Here is a 434-nt window from a genome sequence, read left to right on the forward strand (position 1 = left end):
GATGTTCCGTTGCCGATCAGGGGTTTAGCGGATTGGGCGGAAGATTTTTGCGGGGAGGTGTTGACGGGTTCCGGGGAGGGCCGTATAGTTCGGCTTCTTCGCTGCTGACACAGCAACGAAACAGGCGAAACGAAGAGTTTAGCAGGTTTCGGTGGGGTGGCGGATCTGATCTTTAACAAAATACAGCCGATGCGTGTGAGTGCTTGGTGGGTAACCAACAAGTGCTCGCACGAGACGAAAAGTAAATCATCTTCGGATGATTCCTTGAGTTAAGTACGAGCCAAAGTACTAAAGCTAAGTGATTAAACGAAAGAGTTTGATCCTGGCTCAGATTGAACGCTGGCGGCATGCTTTACACATGCAAGTCGAACGGTAACAGGGACTTCGGTCCGCTGACGAGTGGCGAACGGGTGAGTAATACATCGGAACGTGCC

Annotated in this window: 1 rRNA gene; it reads left to right on the top strand. The window is 51.2% G+C overall.

Annotated elements, in window-relative coordinates:
* Nucleotides 1-304: 304 nt before the first annotated feature.
* A 16S ribosomal RNA gene (locus NLI84_RS18870) occupies nucleotides 305-434 on the top strand; the annotation flags it as partial.

It is taken from the genome of Chitinolyticbacter albus, assembly GCF_024437655.1.
Classification (GTDB): Bacteria; Pseudomonadota; Gammaproteobacteria; order Burkholderiales; family Chitinibacteraceae; genus Chitinolyticbacter; species Chitinolyticbacter albus.